Source organism: Sphingobium sp. LMA1-1-1.1 (assembly GCF_040676365.1).
Classification (GTDB): Bacteria; Pseudomonadota; Alphaproteobacteria; order Sphingomonadales; family Sphingomonadaceae; genus Sphingobium.
The window spans coordinates 620,070-644,094 of the sequence record NZ_JBEGHS010000012.1 but is presented as its reverse complement, the minus strand read 5'-3'; the positions used below and the strand labels follow the sequence as shown (position 1 = coordinate 644,094).

Genomic DNA, 24,025 nt, shown 5'->3' with positions numbered 1-24,025 from the left:
TGTAAACGCCGCATTTCCAGTAATCGTCTGCAATATTCGTGCTTGCGCCCAGTCAATCAATTCTCGGAAAGTCGATCCCGTTCCGCGATCGTCGAATTTGCTGTGCGGAAATGGGTTTGATCACTGGTTTTCGACGGCACCCATCCTGGGCATGAAATGACAGTCGCGCCAGTTCCGGTCGCCCTTCGGCACGAACGACACATAGTCACCGTCTATGATGAGCGCGGCCGTCGGGCCGCGATAATATCTGCCCAGCGACAAGGTCCCGCGTTCCAGCGTGAGTCGTCCCTCCGTCCAGATGATCGTTGCCCGGGCATCATCGACATGGAGGGTAAAGCGCCGTCCGGCGGCACATTGCACCTCCATGCCCCGGGCCGCGCCCTGCGCGCTGGCGGGCGCGGCGGCGAGCAAGGCCACGCAGATCATGGCCACGGGCATGAGGGCGGCGGGCATGAGGGTGGCGAAGAAAGAGCCGGAGGTCATTGCCGGAGCCTTGTTGAGACGAACTCTCCTGCTAACTCGCCGCGGATTCGTCGGTTCCTGCGGCAAGGGCATTGGCGATCATTGCGGCCAGCGTTTCTTCCGCCCGCTGCTTGACGGCTGCATCCTTGGACAGCAGGTCGTGCCGTATCCATTGGGGTACCCGGCCGACAATAGTCGTGATGAGATTCGTCAACTTCTCGTCCATGGCTTCGCTATGCGGACACCGCCTGCCTGGGGCAACTGCAAAAGAGTCATCCAGATCAAGCCGCCCCTTCCGCGTTCACGCCTCGCGCCAATGGCCCTGCGCGATGCCGTCCAGCGCCCAGTCGCCAATATTCCAGCGGACCAGCCGCAAGGTGGGATAGCCGACAGCCGCCGTCATTCGCCTGACCTGCCGGTTGCGTCCTTCGCGGATCGTCAGTCTTATCCAGCAGTCGGGAACGCTCTTTCGGAACCGGACGGGCGGATCGCGGGGCCAGAGGGGGGGCGCGTCGATGCGTTCGACCTCAGCGGGGAGGGTTAGGCCATCCTTCAGGCGCACGCCACGCCGCAGCGCCGCCAGCGCGGCCTCGTCCGGATCGCCCTCCACCTGTACCAGATAGGTCTTGGGCATCTTGAAGCGCGGATCGGCTATCCGCGCCTGAAGGCGGCCGTCGTCGGTCAGCAGCAACAATCCCTCGCTGTCGAGGTCGAGCCGCCCTGCAGGATAAAGGCCGGGACGGTCGATATAGGCGGCGAGCGTGGGACGGGGTGGTCCCGTCCTTTCATCGGTGAACTGGCAGAGCACGCCATAGGGCTTGTTGAACAGGATGAGTGCCATGACGGATCAGTCCGCGTCGAACGCCAGGCTGCCCAGGTCGATCAACGCCGCGACCAGCATGATCACGGGCGGGGAGGCAGCCAGCCTGGCGTCCACGACCATGGTCGGCTCCCTGCACAGCCCTTCGGCCAGCCGCGCCGTGTCCCCGTCGCAGTCGAAGTCATGGCCGTCCACGAACAGCAGCAGTTCCGGTTCGCCTTGCCGGATGAAGGAAAAACGGCTGGCGGGATTGCGGCTGAGCGGAACGCCTTGGGCCAGGAGGGCGCGCACCGTCTGTTCGTCGGTCGGTTCGTCCGGCCGCCAGTCCATGTCGGCCGACTTGGGCAGGCTGTTATATAGGCCGAACCAGCGGGCGAAGGCGCTGCGGTCGGAGAGAGCCTCCAGCACCATGGCATGCATCCGGTCGAGGGCTGACGCGGCGATCTCGCCGGCATTGGGCTGGCGGCGGAGGTCGGGATCGGCGTAGCGATCCTCGTCCGCCATGTCGTCGGCCTGATGCCGGCACCAGTTTTCGACCAGCTCGGCGCGGGATGGCGCGCGAAAGCCGATGGAATAGGTCATGCAGTTCCCGCCGATCGCCACGCCGTCATGGGCGAAGCAGGGCGGAACATAGAGAATGTCGCCCGGTTCGAGGATATAGTCGTCCGTCGCCTCGAAATCGGGGATCAGGCGCAGGTCGTCATGCGGCAGCAGCGGTGTCAAGGAATCGCATCGCGGGCCGACGCGCCAGCGCCTTCTTCCCAGGCCCTGCACCAGGAACACGTCATATTGGTCGAAATGCGGCCCGACGCCGCCTCCGTCGGTCGCGTAGCTGACCATCACATCGTCGATGCGCCAATCGGGTATGAAGCGAAAGGGTTGGATCATCGCCGCGACATCGGGCACATGATGATCGACCGCCTGCACCAGCAGCGTCCAGGCGCCGTCGAGTTCCGTAAAACGATCCTCCGGCAACGGGCCGCTTTCCATGGCGAGTCGATCCGTCCGCCGGGTGATGAGGCGCGAATCGATGCCCTCCTCGCAGGAAAGCCCGGCCAGATCGTCGGGATCGAGCGGATTGCGCCACGCGCTCCACGGGTTGCGGATCAGCAGCGGACGCTTCTGCCAATAGTCGCGCAGGAACAGGTCGATGTCGAAATGGGCGAGGTGCATGCCCCGCCCATGCGCCGTCCGGCGGCTGCTGTCAAAAGGCGCCCTCGAGCGGCGCCCCGGCGCCGTTCAGATGGCCCAGTTGAGATAGAAGTCCTTGAGCGCATGCGCATCATGGAGGGCATTGTGCGGCATCCGGCTGTTGGATGCGGCGCTGAACCCCGCGCCGTTGATGAGTTCGAGGCGCAGCCCGTCCAGCCTGATCATCTCGGCGGGACCGGTTACGAGAAGGGCGCAGAAATGGGCCAGGTCATCGGGCCAGTCAGCGATGATCACGGGATCGCGGTCATGAGCCAGATAGGCCTCCAGATGCTGGGCCGCCTCCACCCGGTTCAACTGATGGTCGACGCCCGGGGGCACGAAGCGCAGATAGGGAATCACATTCTTTTCCACCCAGGGGTGGATTTCGGCCGGCAGGGGAAGCGAGACGTAGAAATCCTGGTCTCCGATTTCGGGGACGAGCGCCAGGCTGATCAGGGCGCCGCCAAAGCCGTTGAATTCTGTATCGAGGAAATATCGCATCTCGCTCCTTTGACGCCGCGCCGCATTGCCGTAAAGCCCCCGCTGGCGACGAAACGCCGGGAGCAGATGATATGCAGGCACGCGAATTCATAGGATCGGCGCAGGTTCCCGGTGGCGAGGAACTGACCCTCTATCGGCGGGGCGGGGATTTCATGATCGTGCTCGACCGCAACGAGCTGATGAGCAGCCGGATGAGCGGATCGGAGGAGGCGCTGGCCAATCTCAGTTGCGAGCGGCTGCGCGGCCGGGCGCGTCCGCATCTGCTGATCGGCGGTTATGGCATGGGGTTCACGTTGCGGGCGGCGCTGGCGGCCCTGGACGACACGGGAAGCGTGACAGTGGCGGAACTGGTGCCGGAGATCATCCAATGGGCGCGCGGGCCGATGGTGGAACTGGCCGCAGGGTGCCTGGACGATCCGCGCGTGCGTCTGGTCCAGGCGGATGTGGCCGATGTGATCGGCGCGGCGCGCGGCGTGTACGACGCCATATTGCTCGACGTCGATAACGGGCCGGATGGGCTTGTGCGTCAGGCGAATGACCGCCTCTATTCGGCGCAGGGCATCGCGGCCGCCATCGCCGCGCTGAAGCCGGGCGGCATATTGGCGATCTGGTCCGCTGCTCCCGACGCAAGCTTCGCCCGCCGCCTTTCCCGCGCCGGCCTGGCCGTGGAGGAGGTCGCCGTGCGCGCCCGCAGCAACGGCAAGGGACCAAGGCATGTCATCTGGTTCGCCACGAAGGGCCCGCGAAGCTGACGCCTGGCTGATCGCCGGCGGGTGTTCGACCAGTGATCGGTTCCTATCGCTTGGAAAATCGCTCTAGCTGGAGGTGGGCTGTCACAATGCAGGTGGCGGACTTCGCAGCGCAGCTTGTGTGCAAGGAAAAACTCTGTCGCGGCCTGGCTCAGCGCTTTCTGGAAAGGGCTGAGCCACCCGCCGCATCAGATCGGCAGAACTGAAGGCGGGCGACCGTCCGGACCGGGAGCCGCCCGCTTTCCGGGAGCAGGCCTGCTCCCGAAGGCGTTCGCCAAGTGGCCTCAATCGCCGATGCCGGCCAGCAATTGGTCGAGCTGCGCCAATTGTTCCGGCAATGTCGCTGCCGAACCTTGCAGCGCTTCTTCCAGCGCCGCGGCGGATGGATAGATTTCGTGGAAGCGCAATAATGTCTTTCCGCCCTGATCCTCGAAAGTCACGGTCGTGATCGCACCCTCTTCGCCTTCATCATTGGTCCAGACGATGCGTTCGTTCGGCACTACTTCGAGATATTTGCCGTAGAAGGCCATGCTGTCCGAACCGCCGGTGCCGAATTCCAGGCGATATTTGCCGCCCGTGCGGACGTCCATGTCGCATGAGAGGAGCGAAATGCCCGATGCGGATCTGGGCATCCACCAGCGCTGGAACAATTCGGGCTGGCTCCACGCCTGGTAGACCATGCTGGGCGGCGCGTCGAACAGCCGCGTCACGAGGAGTTCGCGAGTCCCCTTGCGTTCGACGGTCGTGCGGTTTTGCTCATTCATCCCTTCTCTCCTGCTTCATTTCGTCGATGATGGCGTCCAGGGCGTCGAAGCGGGCCTCGAAGAGCTTGCGACAGGACTCGATCCATTCGGCCTCCGCGCTGAGGTCGCATTTTCCAAGCGCGCATTTGCGGACCCGTCCGATCTTCCGCGTGACGACGAGTCCCGCCCGTTCCAGCACCTGGACATGCTTCTTCATGCCCGTCAGCGTCATCTGGAACTGGTCGGCAAGGCTGGTGATGGACGCGTCGCCCCGGCCAAGCCGCTCCACGATTCCCCGGCGGGTCGCATCGGCCAGCGCCGCAAAGGAGAGATCGAGGGGAGGTGTTAAAAACTGAACCATATAGTTCAGTATCTACGCGATTCGCGCGGAAACCGCAACTGGTTGCGATCCTGCTGCTTCAGCGGTACTGATTGTCCCTGGGATCGAGATTGCGGATGGAGCCCGTGAGTGCGGAATGGCTTCCCGCCCGCAACATGCGCGCGACGGTCACGACCCCTTCGGGCGACCAGGTCCGGCGCACGACTTCAAGCAGCGGCGTGCCGGCGTCGATGTCCAGCAACGCCATTTCGCGCTGGGATCCTGTGACGGCGCGCAGGACCTCCGTTCCCTGGCGATTGGGTTTGACGAGCATGAGGCGGGAAAACATCGTCTGGCTCGTCAGATCCATCTCCATCGCGTCCGGAAGGAATCGCGGCGCGATCAGCCGGTCTTCCAGCTCTATCGGCCGATCGTCTTCATGATGAAGGACAATGGCATGGAACAGCATCTCCCGCGGAGCCATGTTGAACGCCGCAGCTTCCTCAGGCGACGACTCCCGCAATTCGCGACGCAGCACCTGGGCCTTGTGGCGCCCGCCACGGCGCGTGATCTCCTTGATGATGTCATGGTGGCGATATTCCGTTACATATTCGCTCGGTCCGGCGACGAAGGTGCCGGACCCTGCCCTTCGAATGAGGAATCCGCGCGCCGCCAGGTCGCGCAACGCGTGATGAACCGTCATGCGGCTGACCCTGAACAGGTCGGTCAGGGCCTGCTCGGACGGAATGCGATCCCCGGCCTGCCACTCGCCGCTCATGATCCGGCTGGTGACATGGGCGATGATCTGACCGCGCATTCCCGATGAAAGCTCTGTCCTGTCCATCGCATGGTCCTAGAGCATCGCGGGGCAGAGTGGGAACCGCTTTTGCGCTTGCGAGGGTGCGTCAACAACTGCTTGGCGGGCCCGGGAAAATCTGTATATACATTTTGTGCGGGCGCAACGGTTCTGTGCCGGCAGGATTCCACCATCGTCAGGACGATCAAGATGAAATTCATATCCGAGGAAATGTCAGCGTCGCTCATCTCGCACGAAATGGCGTATCAGGCTGCGCGTGAGGCATTCATCGCCGTCGGACGCGACGCCGTCATCTTTCCTGCGGTGTTGGCTCATGGCTCTGCGCCCACGAACCGGATGTCGATCAAGTCTGCGTCGACTTCGACCTTTGCAGGCCTGAAAGTGGGTTCGTTCTGGCCAGGCAATGCCGAACAGGGACTTCCCCGGCACAATTCGCTGATATTGATGTTTGATCAGGATGTCGGCCGGATCGAATGGGTGATCGAGGCGGGGAAGGTGAACGCCTATCGCACGGCTGCTGGGGATGCCGTTGCCGCGGACGCGCTCGCCCGGGAAGATTCGTCGATCCTGTCCGTTTTCGGGGCCGGCAATCAGGCTTTTTACGAGTGCGTTGCCCTCGCGCGCATCCGCCCGATCAAGCAGGTCCTGGTGGTGGCGCGGGACGAGGCGAAGGGGGATGCCTTCGTCGACCTGCTGGCGAAGGCAGGATTGGACGCAGAGCGCGCCGATGCGGAAACCGCTTGCCGGCGGGCCGATATCGTCGTGACCGCGACGCCTTCGCGCGCGCCCCTGTTCGACGCGGACTGGATCAGGCCCGGCACCCATGTCGCCAGCATGGGGTCGGATGCGGCTGGCAAGCAGGAGCTTCCGCCGGCCCTGTTCGAGCGGGCTTCGCTGTTCTGCGACCTGGTGCCGCAGGCTGTGGTAATGGGTGACCTTCAGCATTTTGAGGGCGATCATCGCCTGATCACCCCCATCGGCGACGTCCTGAGCGGACAGGCGCAGGGCCGCACCTCTGCCGAACAGATCACGCTTTTCGACAGTTCGGGAATTGCATTGCAGGATTTGACGATTGCCCAACATCTGATAGCGGCGCGCAACAGGTCCGCGATCCCCGCTGAACTTTCAGACGGCGGCTGAACCGCTTTCGTCGCGGCAGATGATGCCGATTCCGACAGGCGCAGGATCAGCCTATGCCAATGCCAGGGGCAATTATGGCGTCTTTGACAAAGTCATATCCATAGAATGCCCGGCAGGCACATCGCATTCATGAATTCCCTGCGGCCGACTGGATGGTTTTCAAGGCGCGGCACCGCCCTGCGGCGCGATGTCCGGGCCAGATAGGCGGCAGTCCTGAAGGGAAATGGCATGACCAATCCTCACGACCTTTCAGGAGCTTTCGGATTATGAGCATCGTTATCGACCGGCAGGTTGACGCCGTCATCGACATGCGCGCCTATGCGGCTGGCGCGACACCTTCCGGCGACTGGTTTCAGGGCCGTTCGGAACCTGCCTTTTCCGATGCGGCGGTGGAGGTTGCCGCTTTCGCGCTGCGCGGCGAAGGGCAGGTCGACAGGCTTTTGACCGACGAATGCGTCCTCGTCCTTCAGGGGCGCCTCGAAATCGAGAGCGGGGCCGGCACGCTGGTGGTCGAGGCGGACAATGGCGCGGTGCTGCCGGTCGGCAGCAGCTTCCGTTGGCGCGCATCGGACGATCTTCTGGCCATCATCTACGCCGCGCCGACCCAGGCCGCCGGCAATGTTTCGGAACCGGTGCTGATCGACAAGAATGCGGTACTGGCGCCCTCGAACCCGCCGGCGTCGGAAAATCTGCTTGGCCCGGTTCCGACCTGCCGCTCCCATTCGGACTATATTTCCGCCAACAGGGAGTTTGCCTGCGGCATCTGGGATTCGACGCCCTATCATCGCCGTCTCATTCCCTATCGGCAGGTCGAACTGATGCTGCTGCTCGACGGGAAGGTGACCTTCACCGACGACAAGGGCAGCGTGACTTTCCAGAAGGGTGATGTGTTCATGTTCGTCCGGGGCGATGGCTGCGCCTGGCTGAGCGAGGAATATGTCAGGAAGCTCTATTCGATCCAGCGTCCGGTCGCCTGAGGCGGAACGAAAAGTGGCAGGGCGCGAACCGCTCCGTCAGGCAGCACGCGCCCTTTTCCGGATGGCATCCCGGTCACGGCATCATCTGTCGAGCCAAATGCATCGCACCGCAGGACAGCTTCGCCTTATCGAGACATTCAGGAGATTTTGCCAGCAGTAACGGGCTTAATGACGGTTGCCAGCATGCCGCAGACGTGCAGCATAATCGACCAGGGGTGCGGATGATCCTCGTCGCGGATCGTGCGCGGAAATGAAAATGGGTGAACGTTCCAGATGACGATATCTGCCTCTTCCTCAGCCCGGCCGACGGCGGGCGACGCGATTCCGCTGGAGGCTCGTCACCTTGCCCAGGCGCATGCCCTGTCGCAGGCTCTCGATTGGCCCTATCGCATCGAGGATTGGGCCTTCGCCCTCCAGTTGGGCCGGGGCTTTGCGGTCGAGGCTGATGGCGAACTTGTCGGCACCGCGCTGTGGTGGCCCTATGGCGCCGACCATGGTTCCGCCGGGATGATCATCGTCGCGGACAAGGCGCAGCGGCAGGGGATCGGCGCGAAATTGATGGATGCGCTGCTGGCCGATGCGAAAGGGCGCACGGTCATTTTGAATTCGACGCTGGAGGGCGAGGCGCTGTACCGCCGGCTGGGCTTCACGCCCTATGATGCGGTGTACCAGCATCAGGCGATATTGGCGCAGGCGCCCGAGATCGGACCGTCGGAGCTGCTTCGCGCCGCCGGTCCGGAGGATCGGGCTGCGCTGATAGCGCTCGACAGGGAAGCTTCCGGCATGGACCGCGCGGCATTGCTGGACGGGCTCTCCGCGATCGCCGACATGCGGCTGATTGTGCGGGACAGCCGCGTGGCGGGCTATGGCTGCGTGCGCCGCTGGGGTCGTGGCCATGTGATCGGACCGGTCGTTGCCCGCGACGCGACGGATGCGCGCGCGCTGATCGCCGCGCTTGCCGCAAGGCATGTCGGCGACTTCGTCCGGATTGATGTCACGGAAAGCTGCGGCCTCTCCCCCTGGCTGGAAAGCATCGGCCTGCCGCGGGTACATCAGGTCCTGTCCATGTCGCTTGGCGAGCCGCCCCAGGGCGGACCGGAAGCGCGCCTCTACGCCCTTTCCAATCAATCGCTCGGCTGATCCGCGCCATGACCTCAGCAAGGTGGATATCATGACCCAGAATTCCTTCCCCATTGGCGATGCCCCGATCGCCGAAAGCCTGGAGACGATCGAGACTCCGGCCCTTGTCCTGGACGTGTCGAAGGTCGACAGGAATGTCGCGCGGCTGCGCGCGCGCCTTGCCTCGCTGGGCGTCGCTTTCCGTCCGCATGTGAAGAGTGCCAAGTCGATCGATGTGGCCCGGCGACTGTTCCCGGACGGGCGCGGACCGATTACCGTCTCGACCCTGGCGGAGGCGGAATATTTCGCCGAAGGCGGCTTTACCGACATCACCTATGCCGTCGGCCTTGGCCCCGACAAGATACAGCGCGCGCGCGACCTAGTGGCACGGGGCGTCGACCTGTCCGTCCTGATCGATTCCATCGAACAGGCGCAGGTGCTGGTCGATGCGGCGCGGGACGGCAAGGCCATGCCGGCTGTCCTCATCGAAATCGACTGTGACGGGCACAGGGGCGGCCTGCTGCCCGACGATTCCATGCTGCTCGTCATCGCCGATGCACTGCGGGCGGGGGGTGTCGATCTGCGCGGCGTGCTGACCCATGCGGGCGAATCCTATGGCGCGCGCGGCGGCGTCGGCCTGCCGGAAGCGGCCGAGGGCGAGAGGGCGGCGGCGGTGGCGGCGGCACAGCTTTTGCGCGAAGCCGGGCACCCGGTGCCCGTCGTCAGTGTCGGATCGACGCCGACGGCCCATTTCGCCCGGAATCTGGAGGGCGTGACGGAAGTGCGCGCCGGAGTGTTCATGTTCTTCGATCTCGTCATGCATGGCATCGGGGTATGCGGGATCGACGATATCGCGCTTTCCGTGGTGGCGACCGTGATCGGCCATCGCCGGGAGAAGGGGTGGATCCTGACCGACGCAGGCTGGATGGCTATGTCGCGGGACCGCGGCACGCAGAAGCATCCCGTCGATCAGGGCTATGGCCTGGTCTGCGATATTGACGGCAGGCCCTTCAACGACCTCATCATCGAGGATGCGAGCCAGGAACATGGCATCATCAAGGTACGGCCGGGCAGCGACGCGCCGCTTCCCGATCTTGCCATCGGCACGCGCGTCCGGGTGCTGCCCAACCATGCCTGCGCCACCGGCGCGCAGCACGATTGCTACAAGGTGGTGGCGAATGGCGGCCGCGACATCGCCATAACCTGGCCGCGCATGCGGGGCTGGTAAAGACTGTGATCGCTGTTCCTTGCAATGGATAGACGCGCATGAAGATGACTTCTTACTGGCTCGATACGGCAACCCCCTTCGCATCGGGTGCGCAGGGCGGCCCCCAGGGTACCGCCGACGTCGCGGTGGTGGGCGCGGGTTTCACCGGCCTCTCCGCCGCGCTTGCGCTGGCCAGGAAGGGGGTGAAGGTCGTCGTGCTGGAGGCGGATCGCGTCGCCGGCGCGGCCTCCGGCCGCAACGGGGGCATGTGCAACAACGGGTTCGCGCAGGATTATGCCGGCATGTGCGCGCGCCTTGGCACGGAACGCGCGAACATGCTCTATCGCGCCTTCGACGCCGGGGTGGACCTGGTCGAGACGATCGTTGCCCGGGAAGGGATAGACTGCCATTTCGGCCGCGTGGGCAAGCTGAAGCTGGCCGCCAAGCCGGAACATTATGACAAGATCGCCCGGTCGCAGGAATTGCTGGCCCGCGAGGTGGACCCACAGACCCGTATGGTGCCGCGTTCGGAGATGCGCGCGGAAATCGGGTCCGACCGTTATTTCGGGGGCATGCTCTACGAAAAGAGCGCGAACATGCACATGGGCATGTTCGGCCAGGGACTGGCGGAGGCGGCGGCGCGGCATGGCGCGATCATCCATGAACATAATCCGCTGGTCCGCATCAGGCGGACCGCCGGCCAGGCGCATGAGCTGACGACGCCGCACGGAAGCGTGCGCGCCAGCCAGGTGCTGCTGGCCACGGGTACATCGGCGACCGGCCCGCTGGGCTGGTTCCGGCGGCGGATCGTGCCGGTGGGCGCCTATCTGATCGCCACCGAGCCCCTGTCGACCGAACAGCTCGACCGGCTGACCCCCCGTCGCCGCAACACCACCGACACGCGTCATTTCGTCAATTATTTCCGCACTTCGCCGGACAACCGGCTCATCTTCGGTGGCCGCGCGCGGTTTTCAGGACGCAGCGACCCCAGCGCCGACGCGAAGAGCGGGATCATCCTGCGTCGTTCGATGGTGGAGGTCTTTCCGGAACTGGCGGATGCGCGGATCGACTATTGCTGGGGCGGCATGGTCGACATGACCCGCGACCGGCTGCCCCGCGCGGGCGAGCGTGACGGGTTGTTCTATTCCATGGGCTATAGCGGCCACGGCACGCACATGGCGACCTATATGGGCGCGATCATGGCGGAGGTGCTTGACGGCCGTGCCGATCTGAACCCCTGGCGCGATTTCGACTGGCCCGCCATCCCCGGCCATTTCGGCAAGCCGTGGTTCCTGCCGTTCGTGGGCGCCTATTATCGCTTCAAGGACCTGGTGGAATGACGACGAACCTGGCCGAAATCATGGGGTCCGTCGTGGACAATATGGGTTGCGCCTATATTGACGGTGCTTGGGTCGAGCTCCCTGGCGCGCAGACGCTGCCGGTGATCGATCCGTCGAGCGGCGAAAGCATCGCCGAAGTGGCGGCAGGGACGTCGGTTGACCTCGATCGCGCCGTTGCCGCCGCGCGCCGCGCTTTTCCGGCCTTTGCCGCTTCCCCGGTGGAGGCGCGCATCGCGCTGCTGGAGCGGATCCATGCATTGATCCTCGAACGCGCCGAGCCGCTGGCGCGGATATTGACGCTGGAAATGGGCGCGGCGATCGGTCATGCGCGGGCGGCGCATGTCCCGCTGGCGGCCGCGCATGTCCAGGCGGCGATCGACGTGCTGCGCGACTATGACTTTCTGACGATGCGCGGCAGCACCGCCATCGTGCGCGAGCCGATCGGCGTCTGCGCGCTCATCACGCCCTGGAACTGGCCGCTCTACCAGATTACGGCAAAGGTCGCGCCGGCACTGGCGGCGGGATGCACATTGGTGTTGAAGCCCAGCGAACTGTCGCCCCTGAGCGCGATGATGTTCGCCCAGATCGTGCATGACGCGGGCGCGCCCGCCGGCGTGTTCAACCTGGTCAACGGGACGGGACCGGAGGTCGGTGCCGCCATGGCCGCGCACCCGGATGTGGACATGATCTCGATCACCGGGTCCAACCGGGCGGGCGTTTTGGTGGCGCAGGCCGCCGCGCCCACGGTCAAGCGGGTGACGCAGGAACTGGGCGGGAAATCGCCCAATATCCTGCTGCCCGACGCGGATTTCGAACGGGTGGTTCCACTCGGCGTGATGGCCGCCTTTCGCAATGTCGGCCAGTCATGCAGCGCGCCCACGCGCATGATCGTTCCCCGCGACCGCCTGGCCGAGGTGGAGGCGATCGCGCGCGCCACGGCGGAATCCATCGTCGTCGGCCCTCCGGGGGAGGAGGCGACCGTGATGGGTCCGATCGCGAACCGGGCGCAGTTCCATCGCGTGCAGACGATGATCGCCGCGGGCCTGGACGATGGCGCGCGGCTGGTCTGCGGCGGCGCCGGTCAGCCGGAGGGGCTGGAGCAGGGCTTTTTCGTCCGCCCCACGATCTTTTCCGACGTGACCTGCGCCATGCGCATAGCCCAGGAAGAGATATTTGGACCGGTACTCGTCATCATGCCCTATGATGATGTCGATGAGGCGGTGGACATGGCCAATGACAGCATGTTCGGCCTTGGCGGCCATGTTCAGGGCAAGGACATGGAACAGGCGCGCAGCATCGCCCGGCGCATCCGCACCGGCCAGGTGCACCTCAACCATCCCGCCTGGGACCCGCACGCGCCGTTCGGGGGCTACAAGCGATCCGGCAATGGACGCGAATATGGCGCCTTCGGCTTCGAGGAATATCTTGAGGTCAAGTCCATCCTCGGCTTCGCCTGACCTTTCGGCTTACTGGAGACTTCATCATGCCCGCGCCGATGCGTTTCATCCAATCCTCGCCAACCCTGCCTGCGGAGGCCGATGCAGTCATCATCGGCGGCGGCATCATCGGCACCTTCGCGGCCTATTATCTGGCGCAGCGCGGCCTGAAGGTCGCGCTGGTCGAGAAGGGCGTCGTGGGCGGTGAGCAATCGAGCCGCAATTGGGGCTGGTGCCGGCAGCAGAACCGCGATGAGCGCGAACTGCCGCTTGCGACCAAGGCGCTCGACCTTTGGGAACAATTCGGCATTGAGAGCGGTGAGGAGACCGGGTTCCGCCGTTGCGGGCTGTTCTACGTCAGCAACGACGAGTCCGAGATAGAGACCTGGGCGCGCTGGGGCGAATATGCCCGCTCGATCGGCGTAAAGACGCGAATGCTCAACAGCCAGGAAGCGACTGAAAGGGGCCAGTTCACGAAGCAGGTCTGGAAGGGCGGCGTGCACTCGCAGATGGACGGCATCGCCGATCCGGGCCTGGCCGTTCCCGCGGTGGCGCGCGCGGTAATGGCCCTGGGCGGCACGGTGCACCAGGCCTGCGCGGCCCGCGGGATCGAGACGACCGGCGGCGCGGTGAGCGGCGTCGTGACTGAACGGGGTACCATCGCCACGAACCTTGTGATTCATGCGGGCGGAGCATGGGCATCGTCGTTCATGCGGCAGCTTGATGTGCGTTTTCCGCAGGCCACCGTGCGCCAGTCGATCCTAGCGGTAGGCACCGGCCACATGAGTCTGCCGGACGCGTTCTATGGCGATTCCATGTCGATCACGCGGCGCGGCGACGGGGCCCATAGCCTGGCCTATAGCGGGCGGGCCAAGGTCGATCCGACCATGCAGTTCCTGCGGTTCCAGAAGCAGTTCATCCCGATGTTCAGGCAGCGCTGGAAGAAGGTGTCGCCCGGCGGGCTGCAGGGCTTTCGTGCAGGGCACGAAACGCTTTCGCGCTGGGTGCTTGACCGGCCGACGCCGATGGAGGCGCGCCGCATTCTCGATCCCGTTCCCGATCCCAAGACTATCCGGCTTACTGTCGAGCGCGTTTCTCGGCTGATCCCGGAAGTGGCGCGGGCGCCCATGGTGGGGGCGTGGGCAGGCTTTGTCGACAGCACGCCCGATGGCGTTCCGGTGATTGGCGAGATACCGGCCGTTCCTGGCCTTATCCTTGCGGCGGGCTTCAGCGGCCACGGCTTTGGTATCGGACCCGGCGCGGCGCATCTGGTCGCCGATATCGCCACGGGCCATGACCCAATTGTCGATCCGCACCCCTACCGGCTGGCGCGTTTCACGCCGGGCCAGAAGATCGACGTCTCGGAATTCTGAGGCGCTGCAGGTGGAACGGGCAGGAGGGGGCGATCAATGTCTCCTCCGGACGCGAGAAAAAACGCAACGGATCGACGCCGGGTCACAGCCAACGGCCCGCCAGGCAAAGGGTCAGGGCGCCAGATGACGCTCGGCCAGCGCCACATGGAGCCGAACGCCCAGTTCCAGTACATCGTCGTTGAAGTCATAATGCGGGTTGTGCAGCGGGGCAGATCCCTCCGCCCTAGCCTGCCCCAGCCAGATATAGGCCCCCTTGCAGGCCTGTAGCATGAAGGCGAAATCTTCCGAAGTGAAGGCCGGGTCCGGCGCAAGGACCGCAGTGCCCACCGACGCGGCGGCGGCGAATGCCTCCTGTGCGGACTCGGCATCGTTGATCGTCGCGGGATAATATCTTGTGTAATCGACCGAGACGGTGAGCTCCCCCGCCTGCGCGACGCCTGCGGCGATCTGCCGTATCGAGTTTTCGATCCGGTCCTGGACCTGAAGATCGAATGTCCGCACCGTACCGGTGACGGTGACGGCGTCGGGGATCACATTATGGGTGTGGCCTCCGTGGATCTGCGTGATCGACAGAACTGCCGAGGCGGTCGGCGGGATTCGACGCGATATGATGCTGTTCAATTGCTGCACCAGCGCGGCGGCGCCCAGTATGGCGTCCGGCGTGCTGTGCGGTATCGCCGCATGGCCGCCGCGACCCTCCAGCCGGATCTCGAACTTGTCGGCCGCGCCCATAATGGGTCCGGGACGCGTCGCGATCGTACCCGCGGGAAGGTCGGGCCAGTTATGCAGGGCGAACACCCGGTCGCAGGGGAAGCGGTCGAACAGCCCCTCCCGCACCATTTCGCCGGCGCCGCCATGGCCTTCTTCCGCGGGCTGGAAGATGAAATGGATGGTGCCGTCGAAATGGCGGGTTCTGCTCAGATGCTGCGCTGCGCCCAACAGCATGGCGACGTGCCCGTCATGACCGCATCCGTGAAAAGTGCCGGGCGTCCTGCTGGCGTAGGGCAGGTTGGTCTGCTCCTCGATCGGCAGCGCGTCCATGTCGGCGCGAAGGCCGATGCTGCGCGAAGACGTGCCGTTGCGCAGCACGCCCACCACGCCGGTCCGGCCGATCCCCTCATGCACCTCCAGCCCCAGCGCGCGGAGTTGTTCGGCAATTCGTCCGGCGGTTCGATGTTCGCGGAAGCCCAGTTCGGGATGGGCGTGAATGTCGCGGCGGAACGCCACCAGCGGTTCGATCAGGTCGGCAATGTCCGTCATGGCCATATTCTATCGCTGCTCGCCGAAGAGATGCTGGATGGGATAATGATGTTTGATGAAAGGGGATTTGATCACGACATAGCTGAAATATTTCTCGATGCCGTAGTCGCTTTCCAGCATTCCTTCGATGATCGACTGGTAATGGGCGACGCCACGCGTCACGAATTTCAGCAGATAGTCATAACCGCCGCTCACCAGATGGCATTCGACGATCTCGTCCAGCTTCCGGATGCGCGCTTCGAAGCGGGAAAAGTCGCCGGAACGATGCTCCGTCAGCGTGACTTCGGTAAAGACGGTCAGATATTCGCCCAGCTTGTGCAGGTTTATCTCGGCGCCATAGCCGGTGATATAGCCCGCCTTTTCCAGGCGCTTCACGCGCGTCAGGCAGGGACTGGGGGAGAGGCCGACCGCGTCAGCCAGCTCGACGTTAGTGATGCGGCCGAATTGCTGAAGCTGGGCAAGGATCTTGAGGTCGATCCTGTCCAGCTTGGGTCCAACCAACATTCTCGTCCCCCTTATGTGCTATCGTAACACGGCCCGAATATCCGCCTCTTCGAGCAGATCGTCCAGCGTCTTGCGGATACGTCCGAAAATCTCGTCCATCTCGCCGTCCGACGCGCAGAGCGCGGGGGCCAGGCCGATGATATTGTCCCCGAAGGCGCGGAAAATGACGCCATTTTCATAACCCTTCGCGAACAGCCGGTCGGGCAGGCCAAGCGTCGGGTCGAAGCGGGTCTTGCTCTGCCTGTCCGCCACCAGTTCGATCGCGCCGAGCAGGCCGCGCCCGCGCGTGTCGCCCACCATCGGATGGTCGGCCAGCCCCGCCAGCCCCGCATCGAAACGCGCAGCGACCCTGCGTCCGTTGGCAAGGATCCCGCCCTCGGTATAGAGGCGCAGCACCTCCAGCCCGACCGCGGCGCTTACCGGATGGCCGGAATAGGTCGCGCCATGGCCGATCACGACTTCAGCCGCAGCGCCATTGGCTATGCCCTGATAGACGGCGTCCGACATGAGCACGGCGCCCATGGGCACATAGCCGGAGGTCAGCCCCTTCGCCACGGTCATCAGGTCGGGCGCCACATCCTCCGCCTCGCACGCGAACATGGGGCCGGTGCGACCGAAGGCGGTGATGACCTCATCCGCCACCATCAATATGTCGAGATCGTCGCAAGCCTGCCGCATGGCCTTCAGCCAGCCGACCGGCGGCACGATCACGCCGCCCGATCCCTGGATCGGCTCGCAGAAGAAGGCGGCGACATTGTCCGCGCCAAGTTGCGCAACCTTGTCCTTCAGCTGCTGGACCGAGCGGGCGATGATGGCCGCGTCGTCCTCCAGGTCGCTGCGATAGGGATAGGGCGAGGGGATATGGTGCTGCCAGCGCAGCGGCAGGTCGAAGCCGCGATGGAAATTGGCGAGCGCGGTCAGCCCCGCGCCGGTGCTGCTGGAACCGTGATAGCCCCGTTCCAGCGCGATGCACTGTTTCTTGTCCGGCTTGCCGATGGCATTGTAATAATGGGTGATGTAGCGGATCGCACTGTCGACCGCATCGGACCCGCCCAGCGTGAAATAGACATGGTCGAGGCCCTCTGGACTGAGTTCGACCAGCCTTTGCGCCAGCCGCACCGCCGGCTCGCTGCCGAAGTGGAAATAGCCGGTGGCGTAGGGAAGGCGGCGCATCTGTTCGGCCGCCGCCTCGACGACGCTCTCCTGGCCATAGCCGACATTGACGCACCACAAGCCGGCAAAGGCGTCGAGCAGTTCCCGGCCCTCCACGTCCTTCAGCCACATGCCCTTGCCGCTGTCGAGCAGCAGCGCGCCATGCGCCTCATGACCGCGGAAGGACGTGACGGGGTGGATCAGGTGGTCGCGGTCGATATCGATCAGAGAGCGGTTGGTTTGCAGCGTCATCGGAAGGCTCGCCCTGGTGGTACTGAAGGTAAAACTAGCCCGATATCGCAGGGCGAAAGCCCGATCTGAGGCGGGCGGCGGCCGGCGGCGTGCCTAATCGCCGACTGCCGCGGCACTTTATGCCGCGGCCGCTGATGCAGATCAGCTCAACGCGTCCGCGATCGCCCGGCCGCATTGTTCGGTATTGGCCTTGCCCTGGAGGTCGGCGGTGCGGAGCGCCGGTTCGGCCAGAACCGTTTCAACCGCGCGCATGATCGCGGCGGCGGCTTCGCTTTCGCCCAGATGGTCCAGCATCATTGCCGCCGACCAGATCTGGCCGACGGGGTTGGCGATCCCCTTGCCCGCGATATCGGGGGCGGAGCCATGGACCGGCTCGAACAGGGAGGGGGCCGTGCGATCCGGATTGATGTTGGCCGATGGCGCTACGCCGATCGTGCCGGTGCAGGCGGGGCCGAGATCGGACAGAATGTCGCCGAACAGATTGGACGCCACGACGACATCGAACCGATCGGGGTTCAGCACGAACTGCGCCGTCAGGATGTCGATATGATATTTGTCATGGGTGATGGCGGGATAATTTCTGGCCATCTCCTCCACCCGCTCGTCCCACCAGGGCATGGTGATGGCGATGCCGTTGGACTTGGTGGCCGAGGTGACATGCCCGCGCGGCCGCGTGGCGGCGAGTTCGAAGGCATAGCGCAGCACGCGATCGGTGCCGTGGCGCGTCATCACCGTTTCCTGGATCACCACCTCGCGATCCGTGCCGGCGAACATCTTGCCGCCGACCGAACTATATTCGCCCTCCGTATTCTCGCGCACGACCCAGAAGTCGATGTCGCCGGGCTTGCGTCCGGCGAGCGGGCAGGGAACGCCGGGCATCAGCCGGACCGGACGCAGATTGACATATTGGTCATATTCACGCCGGAACTGGAGCAGCGAGCCCCAGAGCGAGATATGATCGGGCACCGTGTCCGGCCAGCCGACAGCACCGAAGAATATCGCGTCGGGATTGCCGATCTGCGCCTTCCAGTCATCGGGCATCATCTGGCCGTGCCGGGCGTAATAATCGCAGCAGGCGAAATCCTGCCACTTCTGCTCGATCGAAAAGCCGTAGAGGCTGGCCGCGCGCTCCAGCACGCGAATGCCCTCCACCATCACCTCCTTGCCGATGCCATCGCCGGGTATGACGGAGATGGAGTAGGTGCGGGTCATGGCGGTCGTTCCTTTCGGCGAAATGGGCAGGCGTTCGATGGGTCGTCAGCAAAGGATGTTCCCGCGGCGCGGGAACATGACGAGAGGATGATTAGAGCTTCAGACCCCCGATGTGGAACGTCTTGGTCTCCAGATATTCCTCGATCCCGGCATGGGCGCCCTCGCGGCCCAGCCCGGACTGCTTGATGCCGCCAAAAGGCGCCATCTCCATTGCAATGCCGCCGGTGTTGAGCACAACCATGCCCGCCTCCAGCCGCTCGCCTACGCGGAAGGCGCGGTGGAGGTTTTCGGTGTAGAAATAGCTTGCGAGGCCAAAGCTGGTGTCGTTGGCGAGGGCAATCCCCTCCTCCTCATGGGTGAAGCGGAACAGCGGTGCGACGGGACCGAAGGTTTCCTCGTCGGCCAGCCGCATGTCGCGCGTCGCGCCGGTAAGAATGACGGGCGTGGTGAAGCGATCGCCGCGTGCGCCCTCAGGCGCGCGGGCATAGAGGGTGGCGCCGCGGGCCAGTGCATCCTCGACATGCGCCTCCACCTTGTCGACGGCCGCCCGGTTGATGAGCGGGCCGATTGTCGCGCCGTCCTGATCGCCGGGCGCGACCTTCAGCGCGGATACCGCCTTTGCCAGTTTCCCGGCAAAGAGATCATAGACGCCGTCCTGGACCAGGATGCGGTTGGCGCAGACGCAGGTCTGGCCCGCATTGCGGAATTTGCTGGCCATGGTGGCGGCGACGGCAAGTTCGATATCGGCGTCGTCGAACACGATCAGCGGTGCATTGCCGCCCAGCTCCAGGCTCAGCCGCTTGATGGTGTCGGCGCTCTGGCGCATCAGCAGCGCCCCGACCCGCGTCGATCCGGTGAAGGAAAGCTTGCGCACCGTGTCGCTGCCGGTCAGCACGTTCCCGATCGGCGCGGCCTGCCCGGTCACGATATTGAAGACGCCCTTGGGAAAGCCCGCCCGTTCGGCCAGCTTCACCAGGGCGAGCGCGCTGAAGGGGGTCAGTTCGGACGGTTTGACGACGACCGGGCATCCTGCGGCAAGCGCGGGCGCGCATTTGCGCGTGATCATCGCGGAGGGGAAGTTCCAGGGCGTGATCGCCGCCGACACGCCGACCGGCTCCTTCATCACCAGGATGCGGCGATTGGCTTCAGGGGCGGGGATCATGCTGCCGTCGATGCGGCGGCCCTCCTCGGCAAACCATTTGATGAAGCTGGCGGCGTAGCGGATTTCGCCTTCCGCCTCGGCGGTCGGCTTGCCCTGCTCGGCAGTCATGATCCGTCCGAGATCGACGACATTGTCCATCACCAGCGCATACCAGCGCTCCAGCAATGCTGCCCGCTCGCCCGCTGTCCTGGACCGCCACGGCCCCCAGGCCGCTTGCGCCGCGTCGACGGCAGCCCGCGTTTCATCCTCGCCGCAGTCGGGAATGGTGCCCAGTACGGCGCCGGTTGCCGGGTTGTCGACGTCCAGTGTCGCGCCGGATGCCGCGCCGACCCATTCGCCGCCGATAAAGGCGCGTTCCACGAGCAGCGAGGGGTCGTTCAGGGAGAGAGTCATCCGAGTGCCTGTGTTGTTAGAGTGAAAGTCCTGACGGACGAGCCGGCTTTGACAGGCCTGCCGCGCCGCATGCGCAACACGCTGCCGACGCGGGGGAGGCCAAGCTCCTCCAGCCAGTCGGAAAGGCCGCTTTCCTCTGGCACGTCCAGGCGGCAGAACATGCCGCTGTTGAAGCCCAGCCAATGGGAGATCAGCGCCTTGGCGCCGCTGGTGTCGGGGGCGACGGTCGGCCCGACCACATAGCCGCGCCCGAACCGACGGAACAGCGCGAATCCGACAGGCTGGTTGCTGCGCGTCAGGACCACACCCTGCGCACCGGGAACCAGCGCATCGAGCAGCGCGTCACGGTTCATTCCGGTCGCTTCGCGGGCGAGGGCGCGCAACATGTCCATATCCTTGCTGCCCAGCGGCCGGACCCGTTCGTCGGGGATCAGTTCGGCCATGGGTACGGCGAAGGCGGCGCCCTGATGCTGGAAGACGGGGCCGACCTCTTCGAAGCCGAGCGCGCGGCAGAGTGGCACGCCTTCAGCGGGCGCGTTCAGCAAAACGGTGCGGTCGCCCAGTTCGTCCAGCACCGCATCCATCAGGCGACGGCCCGTTCCCTCGCCCCGCACGCCGGGCGAGACGATGACCATGCCCAGGGTGGCCGCATCCGTGCCATAGAGCCAGGCCATGGCCGTGCCGACCACCTTGCCGTCGCATTCCGCGACATAGCCGAAACCGAGCTGGAAGAGCATTTCCCAGTCCTCGATCCTGTGCGGCCATTTCTGTTCGCGGGACAGGTCGCGGGCAGCGGCCAGATCCCCGGCGACCATGCGCCGCAGATCCACCCTCGTTTCTATGCCTGCCACCATGCACCTTGCTCCTTCGGCGGCGAAGACCGCCCTTGATCCTGAATCGATGGCCGGGAAACTAGGCTGCGCCAACAAGCATTAGCTGCTGCCTTCGCCCAATTTTTGGAAGAAAATCGCGGAGATTTTCCTGCCCGCCCCGGCAAATGCCGCCCTGCTTGCCCCAGGGAGAGGGGAGGCAGGCAGGGCGGCCTTCCTCGACAATGTCAGAGGCCGACGACCGCCGGCAGGCAACCGATGTGCGGGATTTCCACGTCGCGATAGAAGGCGTTGGAAGGTTCATGCCCGCGACCCACGAACACGCGGCAACCGAAATGCAGGTCGGTGGCGGTATTCTGGTCGTAGCGGAAGCTGGAGGAAACATGCATCATTTCTTCCGGCTTCGCGCCCAGCTGGTCGAACATATATTCGAACGCCTGCCGGCGGGGCTTGTAGGCCTGAGCCATCTGCGCGGTATAGACGGCATGGAATGGCGCGCCCAGCAGGGCGACATTGTGGTGGATCTGGTCGTTCATCGCGTTGGACAGGATGACCAGCGGAATCTTGTCGCCGATCTTCGACAGGCCGCCGGGCACGTCGGCATGCGGACCCCAGGTGGGTACGCGGTGGTAGACGGCATCGGCATCCGCCTCGCGATAATCCACGCCCCACTGCTTGCAGACGCGGCGCAGCGAATTGCGAAGGACCTCCTGATAGGGTTCCCACGCGCCAAGCACCTGATCGAAGCGGTAGGTGGCCCAATCCTGGCAGAAGGCCGGAAGATTTTCGGCGGCGATGCGATCGGCCATGAATTCGGTGGCCATTTCAGTCATGCGGAAACGGGTCAAGGTTCCGTAACAGTCGAAGCTGATATATTTCGGTCGGAAATCAGTCATGGATCAATTCCCCCTGATTGGGTCGCTGTTCAACAGGATCATTACGCCACGTCCTGCCCGCAACATGTTTCCGATTGGTCCGGGCAGGACGGTTGTTCGGGCTTTTTGTCGGGGCCTTTCGGCATAGTTTGCCGTGCCTTCAATATCCCTGATTCCGATCGACTTCGCCATCGGGCGGCAGGCCTGCCTGAAGCCGCCTGATATTGGCGATCAGGGCGCGCGCGCCGCTGTCCGCGCGGGTTGAGCTGGCGATATGCGGGGTCAGGATGATGCGCGGATGGTCCCAGAAGGGGTGGGACCGGGGCAGGGGTTCCGTTTCGGTCACATCCAGCACGGCGCCGGAAATATGGCCTTCGTCCAGCAGCGGCGGCAGATCCTGCTCCACCAGGTGCCCGCCCCGGCCAGCATTGATCAGCGCGGCGCCACGCGGCAATCCGGAAAGGGTTTCCCGGCACAATATGCCCCTGGTTTCAGCCGTCAGCGGCAACAGGCAGATCAATATGTCGCAACCCGCAAGGAAGGCGTCCATCTCCTCCGGTCCGGCGTGGCAGGTGACGCCCTCGATCGCATGGCGCGACCGGCTCCATCCCGAAAGCGGAAAGCCGAACGGGCGCAGCGCCTGCAGGACGGCCTGCCCCATCTGGCCCAGTCCCATCACGCCGATCCGGCGGGCGGCGGCGGGAACCAGCTTGATCGCGTCCCAGCGATGCTCGCGCTGCGCAATGCCGTAATCGATGAAGTGGCGGTGCAGCATCAGCGCGCTGCCGCAGACATATTCGACCATGCCCTCGATCAGCCCCGGTTCGATCATGCGGATCAGCCGGACATGCGGCGGCAACTTGCTCATGTCGAACTGGTCGACGCCCGCTCCGATCGAAAACAGCACTTCCAGGCCGGTCAACCGTTCCAGCAGTTCGCGGGAGGGATCCCAGGCGGCGAGATAGCGGACGGCCGCCGGATCGCGCATCTCGTCCGGCGTCATGAAGCCGACATCGGGCGCCTCCGCCGCGAAGATGTCGCGCCATACGCGTCCGCGCTCTGCTTCGGAGGTGTAGAGGAGGGTCATGCAGTCTGCTTTCTGGAGGAGGACCGGCGGCGCGTGGCCTGCGCCTGCCACCACATCAGCGGTCCGGTTAGGGAAAGGGCAAGCAGCGTCAGCGCCGCGACCATCAGCACCACCGGGCCGATCACGCCGAAACTGTCGCCGGCATGCAGGGGCAACACCGTCATCCAGAGCGCGCGGCTGTCTTCGGCCCTCGTTACGCTGACAATATTCGGCCCGGCGATCGTCAGCACCGCGCGATGCACGGCGCGCGGATTGCGTTCGGGGGCGGCGAAATTGACGATGATGCGATCGCCGGTCAGGCGGAAATCGCGCAGGGCGCTGCGCGGGAAGGCCCTGTGCGCCCGCGTCAGTGCCCGGTCGATCGTCGTCGCGCTCGCCGTGGGCCGCAAGGATATGGGGGCGGCTGCGTCGAACAGGTCGGGTGTCGCCAGCAGCAGCCCGGTCAACGCCATGAACGCCAGCAGCGCCGACATGACCACGCCGGCGGTCCGGTGCAACTGTCGCAGCACCAGTCGAAACGCCAGCGTCCAGCGGACCGAGAGCTGCTTTGAAAGCGGGCCGCGCTTTGGCCACCAATAGGCAAGGCCTGTCACCGCCATCGCCAGCAGGGCGAGCGCGTTCAACAGTACGACAGTAGCGCCCGCCTTGCCCGTCATCAGCCGGTAGTGGATCTGGAGCGCGGCCTCGATCGGGAAGGCCCAGGTCGATCCGGCCCGCAATATGCGCCCGCCGGCCGGATCGACCGATGCATAGCGCTGTGCCCCATGGGGGCCGGTGAGTTCGGCAAGAAAGGTCGCGCCTTTCCCGCTGGGCGCGTAGAGGCGGGTGACGGCAAAGCCGGGGAACGCGCCCGCCGCGCGCGCTGCCGCCATGCCGGGGGAAATGCCGGGCGCTGATCCGTGGCTGACCATCCCCGCTGGATCGATCCAGCGCGCCACCGGCCCACGATAGAGCAGCAGCATGCCTGTCATCGCCTGCACCGCCAGCAGAGCCGCCATGGCAAGGCCGGTATATTTGTGCAGGCGAAGCCATTGCGCCCGGGTCATGGGTGATCTCCCAAAATAAAATACCGCCGGCGACCCTTCAGGCTTGGAGGGTGGGTCG

The 24,025-nt window shown here is 64.8% G+C and carries 25 protein-coding genes; 8 read left to right on the top strand and 17 right to left on the bottom strand.

Going from position 1 to position 24,025, the window contains the following annotated elements; all coding sequences use genetic code 11:
• Window positions 1-120 precede the first annotated feature (120 nt).
• From MRBLMA1_RS10360 to MRBLMA1_RS10340, 5 genes are all read right to left on the bottom strand, one after another.
• The gene (locus MRBLMA1_RS10360) at window positions 121-483 is read right to left on the bottom strand and encodes a hypothetical protein (protein ID WP_363736593.1); all 363 of its coding nucleotides are present in this window, start codon (window positions 481-483) and stop codon (window positions 121-123) included.
• A gap of 31 nt (window positions 484-514) precedes the next feature.
• Window positions 515-688 carry a hypothetical protein gene (locus tag MRBLMA1_RS10355; protein WP_363736592.1) on the bottom strand — a complete coding sequence of 58 codons (174 nt, stop codon included), beginning with the start codon at window positions 686-688 and terminating at the stop codon, window positions 515-517.
• Window positions 689-763: 75 nt separating this feature from the next.
• Entirely contained in the window at window positions 764-1,303 is a 540-nt protein-coding gene (locus tag MRBLMA1_RS10350; RefSeq protein WP_363736591.1) for a pseudouridine synthase, read from the bottom strand.
• A 6-nt stretch (window positions 1,304-1,309) separates the two neighbouring features.
• Entirely contained in the window at window positions 1,310-2,455 is a 1,146-nt protein-coding gene (locus MRBLMA1_RS10345) for a cupin domain-containing protein (protein ID WP_363736590.1), read from the bottom strand.
• Window positions 2,456-2,521: 66 nt separating this feature from the next.
• The gene (locus MRBLMA1_RS10340; protein WP_133651540.1) at window positions 2,522-2,974 is read right to left on the bottom strand and encodes a hypothetical protein; all 453 of its coding nucleotides are present in this window, start codon (window positions 2,972-2,974) and stop codon (window positions 2,522-2,524) included.
• Between the two features lie 71 nt (window positions 2,975-3,045).
• On the opposite strand from MRBLMA1_RS10340, the gene MRBLMA1_RS10335 reads away from it, so the two are divergent.
• Window positions 3,046-3,726 carry a spermidine synthase gene (locus MRBLMA1_RS10335; RefSeq protein ID WP_363736589.1) on the top strand — a complete coding sequence of 227 codons (681 nt, stop codon included), beginning with the start codon at window positions 3,046-3,048 and terminating at the stop codon, window positions 3,724-3,726.
• Window positions 3,727-4,007: 281 nt separating this feature from the next.
• On the opposite strand, the gene MRBLMA1_RS10330 is transcribed toward MRBLMA1_RS10335, so the two are convergent.
• Genes MRBLMA1_RS10330 through MRBLMA1_RS10320 form a run of 3 tightly spaced genes read right to left on the bottom strand, consistent with a single transcriptional unit; the run spans window position 4,008 to window position 5,629 of the window.
• Window positions 4,008-4,487, bottom strand: a complete 480-nt coding sequence (locus MRBLMA1_RS10330) for an SRPBCC family protein (protein ID WP_363736588.1) — start codon at window positions 4,485-4,487, stop codon at window positions 4,008-4,010.
• The gene (locus tag MRBLMA1_RS10325) at window positions 4,480-4,827 is read right to left on the bottom strand and encodes an ArsR/SmtB family transcription factor (RefSeq protein ID WP_363736587.1); all 348 of its coding nucleotides are present in this window, start codon (window positions 4,825-4,827) and stop codon (window positions 4,480-4,482) included. The genes MRBLMA1_RS10330 and MRBLMA1_RS10325 overlap by 8 nt, the downstream gene beginning before the upstream one ends.
• A gap of 58 nt (window positions 4,828-4,885) precedes the next feature.
• Window positions 4,886-5,629 carry a UTRA domain-containing protein gene (locus tag MRBLMA1_RS10320; protein ID WP_363736586.1) on the bottom strand — a complete coding sequence of 248 codons (744 nt, stop codon included), beginning with the start codon at window positions 5,627-5,629 and terminating at the stop codon, window positions 4,886-4,888.
• Window positions 5,630-5,791: 162 nt separating this feature from the next.
• Here MRBLMA1_RS10320 and MRBLMA1_RS10315 point away from each other — a divergent pair, with 162 nt between their 5' ends.
• The 7 genes from MRBLMA1_RS10315 (at window position 5,792) to MRBLMA1_RS10285 (ending at window position 14,194) form a co-directional block, all read left to right on the top strand.
• The gene (locus tag MRBLMA1_RS10315; RefSeq protein WP_363736584.1) at window positions 5,792-6,742 is read left to right on the top strand and encodes an ornithine cyclodeaminase family protein; all 951 of its coding nucleotides are present in this window, start codon (window positions 5,792-5,794) and stop codon (window positions 6,740-6,742) included.
• 266 nt (window positions 6,743-7,008) lie between these two features.
• Window positions 7,009-7,719 carry a cupin domain-containing protein gene (locus tag MRBLMA1_RS10310; RefSeq protein ID WP_363736583.1) on the top strand — a complete coding sequence of 237 codons (711 nt, stop codon included), beginning with the start codon at window positions 7,009-7,011 and terminating at the stop codon, window positions 7,717-7,719.
• A gap of 273 nt (window positions 7,720-7,992) precedes the next feature.
• Complete coding sequence (locus MRBLMA1_RS10305; RefSeq protein WP_363736582.1) at window positions 7,993-8,859, top strand: GNAT family N-acetyltransferase; 867 nt, start codon at window positions 7,993-7,995, stop codon at window positions 8,857-8,859.
• Between the two features lie 31 nt (window positions 8,860-8,890).
• The gene (locus tag MRBLMA1_RS10300; RefSeq protein WP_363736580.1) at window positions 8,891-10,066 is read left to right on the top strand and encodes an alanine racemase; all 1,176 of its coding nucleotides are present in this window, start codon (window positions 8,891-8,893) and stop codon (window positions 10,064-10,066) included.
• A gap of 38 nt (window positions 10,067-10,104) precedes the next feature.
• The gene (locus tag MRBLMA1_RS10295) at window positions 10,105-11,385 is read left to right on the top strand and encodes an NAD(P)/FAD-dependent oxidoreductase (protein ID WP_363736578.1); all 1,281 of its coding nucleotides are present in this window, start codon (window positions 10,105-10,107) and stop codon (window positions 11,383-11,385) included.
• Window positions 11,382-12,842, top strand: a complete 1,461-nt coding sequence (locus tag MRBLMA1_RS10290; protein ID WP_414714687.1) for an aldehyde dehydrogenase family protein — start codon at window positions 11,382-11,384, stop codon at window positions 12,840-12,842. Before MRBLMA1_RS10295 ends, MRBLMA1_RS10290 begins: the two co-directional genes overlap by 4 nt.
• Before the next feature lie 26 nt (window positions 12,843-12,868).
• Window positions 12,869-14,194 (top strand): NAD(P)/FAD-dependent oxidoreductase, encoded by a 1,326-nt coding sequence (locus MRBLMA1_RS10285; RefSeq protein WP_363736576.1) that lies wholly within the window; start codon window positions 12,869-12,871, stop codon window positions 14,192-14,194.
• A gap of 111 nt (window positions 14,195-14,305) precedes the next feature.
• Here MRBLMA1_RS10285 and MRBLMA1_RS10280 read toward each other — a convergent pair whose 3' ends face one another.
• The 9 genes from MRBLMA1_RS10280 to MRBLMA1_RS10240 all read right to left on the bottom strand — a co-directional run bounded on the left by MRBLMA1_RS10280 (window position 14,306) and on the right by MRBLMA1_RS10240 (window position 23,967).
• Window positions 14,306-15,454 (bottom strand): M20 aminoacylase family protein, encoded by a 1,149-nt coding sequence (locus tag MRBLMA1_RS10280; RefSeq protein WP_363736574.1) that lies wholly within the window; start codon window positions 15,452-15,454, stop codon window positions 14,306-14,308.
• A 9-nt stretch (window positions 15,455-15,463) separates the two neighbouring features.
• Window positions 15,464-15,958, bottom strand: a complete 495-nt coding sequence (locus MRBLMA1_RS10275) for an Lrp/AsnC family transcriptional regulator (RefSeq protein WP_133651527.1) — start codon at window positions 15,956-15,958, stop codon at window positions 15,464-15,466.
• A gap of 18 nt (window positions 15,959-15,976) precedes the next feature.
• A complete protein-coding gene (locus MRBLMA1_RS10270) occupies window positions 15,977-17,362 on the bottom strand; it encodes an aspartate aminotransferase family protein (RefSeq protein ID WP_363736572.1) in 1,386 nt (461 codons plus the stop codon).
• 141 nt (window positions 17,363-17,503) lie between these two features.
• A complete protein-coding gene (locus tag MRBLMA1_RS10265) occupies window positions 17,504-18,574 on the bottom strand; it encodes a tartrate dehydrogenase (protein ID WP_363736571.1) in 1,071 nt (356 codons plus the stop codon).
• Between the two features lie 91 nt (window positions 18,575-18,665).
• Window positions 18,666-20,129, bottom strand: a complete 1,464-nt coding sequence (locus tag MRBLMA1_RS10260; RefSeq protein WP_363736570.1) for an NAD-dependent succinate-semialdehyde dehydrogenase — start codon at window positions 20,127-20,129, stop codon at window positions 18,666-18,668.
• A complete protein-coding gene (locus tag MRBLMA1_RS10255) occupies window positions 20,126-20,983 on the bottom strand; it encodes a GNAT family N-acetyltransferase (RefSeq protein ID WP_363736569.1) in 858 nt (285 codons plus the stop codon). The genes MRBLMA1_RS10260 and MRBLMA1_RS10255 overlap by 4 nt, the downstream gene beginning before the upstream one ends.
• A 203-nt stretch (window positions 20,984-21,186) precedes the next feature.
• Window positions 21,187-21,855 carry a haloacid dehalogenase type II gene (locus MRBLMA1_RS10250; RefSeq protein ID WP_133651522.1) on the bottom strand — a complete coding sequence of 223 codons (669 nt, stop codon included), beginning with the start codon at window positions 21,853-21,855 and terminating at the stop codon, window positions 21,187-21,189.
• Window positions 21,856-21,994: 139 nt separating this feature from the next.
• The gene (locus tag MRBLMA1_RS10245; RefSeq protein WP_363736568.1) at window positions 21,995-22,921 is read right to left on the bottom strand and encodes a 2-hydroxyacid dehydrogenase; all 927 of its coding nucleotides are present in this window, start codon (window positions 22,919-22,921) and stop codon (window positions 21,995-21,997) included.
• On the bottom strand, window positions 22,918-23,967 hold the full coding sequence (locus MRBLMA1_RS10240) for a PepSY-associated TM helix domain-containing protein (protein WP_363736567.1): 1,050 nt from the start codon (window positions 23,965-23,967) through the stop codon (window positions 22,918-22,920). Before MRBLMA1_RS10240 ends, MRBLMA1_RS10245 begins: the two co-directional genes overlap by 4 nt.
• Window positions 23,968-24,025 lie beyond the last annotated feature (58 nt).

Coding starts and splice junctions, on each gene's coding strand:
- MRBLMA1_RS10335 (WP_363736589.1), top strand. CDS start 3,046: ATGCAGGCACGCGAATTCATAGGATCGGCGCAGGTTCCCGGTGGCGAG.
- MRBLMA1_RS10250 (WP_133651522.1), bottom strand. CDS start 21,855: ATGACTGATTTCCGACCGAAATATATCAGCTTCGACTGTTACGGAACC.
- MRBLMA1_RS10345 (WP_363736590.1), bottom strand. CDS start 2,455: ATGCACCTCGCCCATTTCGACATCGACCTGTTCCTGCGCGACTATTGG.
- MRBLMA1_RS10305 (WP_363736582.1), top strand. CDS start 7,993: ATGACGATATCTGCCTCTTCCTCAGCCCGGCCGACGGCGGGCGACGCG.
- MRBLMA1_RS10300 (WP_363736580.1), top strand. CDS start 8,891: ATGACCCAGAATTCCTTCCCCATTGGCGATGCCCCGATCGCCGAAAGC.
- MRBLMA1_RS10330 (WP_363736588.1), bottom strand. CDS start 4,487: ATGAATGAGCAAAACCGCACGACCGTCGAACGCAAGGGGACTCGCGAA.
- MRBLMA1_RS10265 (WP_363736571.1), bottom strand. CDS start 18,574: ATGACCCGCACCTACTCCATCTCCGTCATACCCGGCGATGGCATCGGC.
- MRBLMA1_RS10310 (WP_363736583.1), top strand. CDS start 7,009: ATGAGCATCGTTATCGACCGGCAGGTTGACGCCGTCATCGACATGCGC.
- MRBLMA1_RS10285 (WP_363736576.1), top strand. CDS start 12,869: ATGCCCGCGCCGATGCGTTTCATCCAATCCTCGCCAACCCTGCCTGCG.
- MRBLMA1_RS10270 (WP_363736572.1), bottom strand. CDS start 17,362: ATGACGCTGCAAACCAACCGCTCTCTGATCGATATCGACCGCGACCAC.
- MRBLMA1_RS10255 (WP_363736569.1), bottom strand. CDS start 20,983: ATGGTGGCAGGCATAGAAACGAGGGTGGATCTGCGGCGCATGGTCGCC.
- MRBLMA1_RS10315 (WP_363736584.1), top strand. CDS start 5,792: ATGAAATTCATATCCGAGGAAATGTCAGCGTCGCTCATCTCGCACGAA.
- MRBLMA1_RS10245 (WP_363736568.1), bottom strand. CDS start 22,921: ATGACCCTCCTCTACACCTCCGAAGCAGAGCGCGGACGCGTATGGCGC.
- MRBLMA1_RS10350 (WP_363736591.1), bottom strand. CDS start 1,303: ATGGCACTCATCCTGTTCAACAAGCCCTATGGCGTGCTCTGCCAGTTC.
- MRBLMA1_RS10280 (WP_363736574.1), bottom strand. CDS start 15,454: ATGACGGACATTGCCGACCTGATCGAACCGCTGGTGGCGTTCCGCCGC.
- MRBLMA1_RS10290 (WP_414714687.1), top strand. CDS start 11,382: ATGACGACGAACCTGGCCGAAATCATGGGGTCCGTCGTGGACAATATG.
- MRBLMA1_RS10275 (WP_133651527.1), bottom strand. CDS start 15,958: ATGTTGGTTGGACCCAAGCTGGACAGGATCGACCTCAAGATCCTTGCC.
- MRBLMA1_RS10360 (WP_363736593.1), bottom strand. CDS start 483: ATGACCTCCGGCTCTTTCTTCGCCACCCTCATGCCCGCCGCCCTCATG.
- MRBLMA1_RS10355 (WP_363736592.1), bottom strand. CDS start 688: ATGGACGAGAAGTTGACGAATCTCATCACGACTATTGTCGGCCGGGTA.
- MRBLMA1_RS10320 (WP_363736586.1), bottom strand. CDS start 5,629: ATGGACAGGACAGAGCTTTCATCGGGAATGCGCGGTCAGATCATCGCC.
- MRBLMA1_RS10260 (WP_363736570.1), bottom strand. CDS start 20,129: ATGACTCTCTCCCTGAACGACCCCTCGCTGCTCGTGGAACGCGCCTTT.
- MRBLMA1_RS10240 (WP_363736567.1), bottom strand. CDS start 23,967: ATGACCCGGGCGCAATGGCTTCGCCTGCACAAATATACCGGCCTTGCC.
- MRBLMA1_RS10340 (WP_133651540.1), bottom strand. CDS start 2,974: ATGCGATATTTCCTCGATACAGAATTCAACGGCTTTGGCGGCGCCCTG.
- MRBLMA1_RS10325 (WP_363736587.1), bottom strand. CDS start 4,827: ATGGTTCAGTTTTTAACACCTCCCCTCGATCTCTCCTTTGCGGCGCTG.
- MRBLMA1_RS10295 (WP_363736578.1), top strand. CDS start 10,105: ATGAAGATGACTTCTTACTGGCTCGATACGGCAACCCCCTTCGCATCG.